The sequence below is a fragment of the Corallococcus sp. 4LFB genome (assembly GCF_046520365.1).
GTDB classification, from domain to species: Bacteria; Myxococcota; Myxococcia; order Myxococcales; family Myxococcaceae; genus Corallococcus; species Corallococcus caeni.
The window spans coordinates 1-2,753 of the sequence record NZ_JBKGHJ010000758.1; the positions used below are offsets into that span (position 1 = coordinate 1).

Consider the following 2,753-nt stretch of genomic DNA (forward strand, 5'->3'; position numbering starts at 1 on the left):
CGACCGGAGCCCCGCCGCCCCGGAAGGGCGGCTTCGGCGCCGCGCTCTGGCGCTGGACGAAGCGGCTGCTGGTGCTGGGCGTCGTGGGCCTGCTGCTCGTCATCGGCGTGGGCGTGGGCACCTACGTCTACTTCAGCCGCGACCTGCCTTCCGTGGAGTCGCTGCGCAACTACCAGCCGCCGCAGGTGACGAAGGTGACGTGCGCGGACGGCTCGCTCTGCGCGGAGTACGCGCTGGAGCGCCGCACGCTCATCCGCATCGAGGACCTGCCCCCGCACGTGCGCAACGCGTTCCTCGCCGCCGAGGACGCGGACTTCTACAAGCACGAGGGCCTGGACCCCTTCGGCATCCTGCGCGCGGGCGTGAAGAACCTCATCCCCGGCAGCCGCAAGTCCGGCGCGTCCACGCTCACGCAGCAGGTGGTGAAGAACATGCTGCTCACGCCCGAGCGCAGCCTGGGCCGGAAGATCCGCGAGTGGATCCTCACCCCGCGCCTGGAGCAGGCGCTCACCAAGGCTCAGATCCTCAGCCTCTACATCAACGGCGTGTACTTCGGGCAGCGCCGCTACGGGCTGGAGGAGGCCGCGCTCTTCTACTTCGGCAAGCACGCGAAGGACCTGTCCGTGGGTGAGGCCGCCGTGCTCGCGGGCACCGTGCAGTCCCCCCACCGCATCAACCCGGTGGCGAACATCACCCGCGCCAAGGCGCGCCAGCGCTACGTGCTGGAGCAGATGGCGGGCCAGGGCTTCGTGCCGCGCGCGGTGGTGGACGCGGAGAAGGAGAAGCCCATCGTGCTCGCGCCGCGCAAGCCGGTCAGCGCGGGCGCCTACTACGCGGAGGAGATCCGCCGCACGCTCATCGAACGCTACGGCGAGAAGATGGTGATGGAGGGCGGCCTGCGCGTGGACATCGCGCTCGTGCCCAAGCTCCAGGCCACCGCCGAGCAGGCCGTGCGCGACGGCCTGGAGGCCCTGGACCGCCGCCAGGGCTACCGCGGCGCGCAGGGCAAGCTGGACGAAGCGCAGTGGAAGCGCTACCGCGAGCTCATCGTCCAGCGCATCGAGGAGACCGGCCGCCGGCAGAAGGACCAGGGCTACGTCGCGGACCTGGCGCCGCTCGCCCAGCCGCTCGAGGCTCCGGCGCCCAAGACGCCCCCGGCGCCCACCGCGCAGGAGGTGGAGGGCGCCGAGGAGCAGCGCCCCGCCGCCCTCGCCGCGGACACGGACGTGGAGGAAGAGGAGGCCCAGTCGCCGGAGCGCGTGCGCGTGGGCCAGGTCATCCTCAAGCCGATGGAGGAGGGGTTGCGCCTCACCGGCTACGTCACGGAGGTGGACCCGAAGCGCGACGTGGCGCGCGTGGACCTGGTGGGCCGCACCGCGGAGGTGTCCTTCGCTTCCGTCAGCTGGGCGCGGCAGAAGAACAAGAAGGCGCCCAGGAACATCGCGGACGTGTTCACGCCCGGGGAGCTGGTGTTCGTGCGCGTGCTCAAGGCCCCTCCGGCGCCGGCCTTCGTGGAGGCCACGTTGGATCAGGTGCCCCTGGCGCAGGGTGGGCTCGTGGTCATCAACCCGGCCAACCGCAACGTGGTGGCCATGGTGGGCGGCTACGACGCGGAGCGCTCGTCGTTCAACCGCGCCACGCAGGCGAAGCGGCAGCCGGGGTCGTCCTTCAAGCCCTTCATCTACGGCGCGGCGCTGGCCAGCGGCCGCTTCACGCCGCTCTCCATGGTGAACGACGCGCCGGAGTCCATCCGCGACCCGTACACGGGCAAGACGTGGCGGCCGAAGAACTTCGACGGGCGCTTCGAGGGGCCCATGACGCTGCGCACGGCGCTGAGCAAGTCGAAGAACACCGTGTCCGTGCGGCTCATCGAGGCCATCACGCCCGCGACCGCCATCGACTTCGCGCGCCGGGCGGCATCCGCTCCGCGATGCCGGAGAACCTCACCCTGGCGCTGGGCACCGGCGAGGTGACGATGCTGGAGGCCGTCAACGCGTACGCCACGCTCCAGGCCAACGGCCGCTACGCGGAGCCGCTGACGCTCTTGCGCGTGCAGGACGCGAAGGGCACGGTGCTGGAGGAGCACCAGCCGGCCTTCGAGGAGACGCTGCCCCCGGCGGTGGCGTACCTCACCACGTCGCTCATGCGCAGCGTGGTGGAGGACGGCTCGGCGCGCGCGGTGCTGCAGCTGAACCGGCCCGCCGCGGGCAAGACGGGCACCACCAACGAGTCCAAGGACACGTGGTTCAACGGCTTCACGATGGACTGGGTGGCCAGCGCGTGGGTGGGCTTCGATGACAACACGCCGCTGGGCAGCAGCGAGACGGGCGGCCGGGCCGCGCTGCCCATCTGGCTCAACTTCATGCGGGTGGCGGAGGAGGGCCTGCCCGCGCGCGACTTCGAGGTGCCTCCGGGCGTCACCCAGGTGCGCATCGACCCGGCGACGGGGCTGCTCGCGGGCAACGCGGTCCCGGGCCGGATGGAGCCCTTCCTGGAGGGCACCCAGCCCACCGCGGAGGCGCCGCCGCCCGGACAGGTGACGCCGGACAACTACTTCCTGGAGGAAGGTGGCAAAAGGGGCCTGTGAGTCGCTCGCTCCTTCCGCTGCTCCTCGCGCTCGCGTTCGCCCTGCCCGCCCACGCGGAGCCGGACGAAGGCGCGCCTCCCGCCTCCGCCCGGCTGGCCCTGGCCGTGGCGGACGCCATTCGCGGTGCGCCCGCCGAAGCGCCCGTGGCCCTCTGCCTGTCCGGAGG

At 72.1% G+C, this 2,753-nt stretch carries 1 pseudogene; it reads left to right on the forward strand.

The window, feature by feature from the left end:
* Positions 1-65 precede the first annotated feature (65 nt).
* Positions 66-2,587, forward strand: a pseudogene (locus tag ACLEQD_RS40735) (penicillin-binding protein 1A).
* Positions 2,588-2,753: the final 166 nt, after the last annotated feature.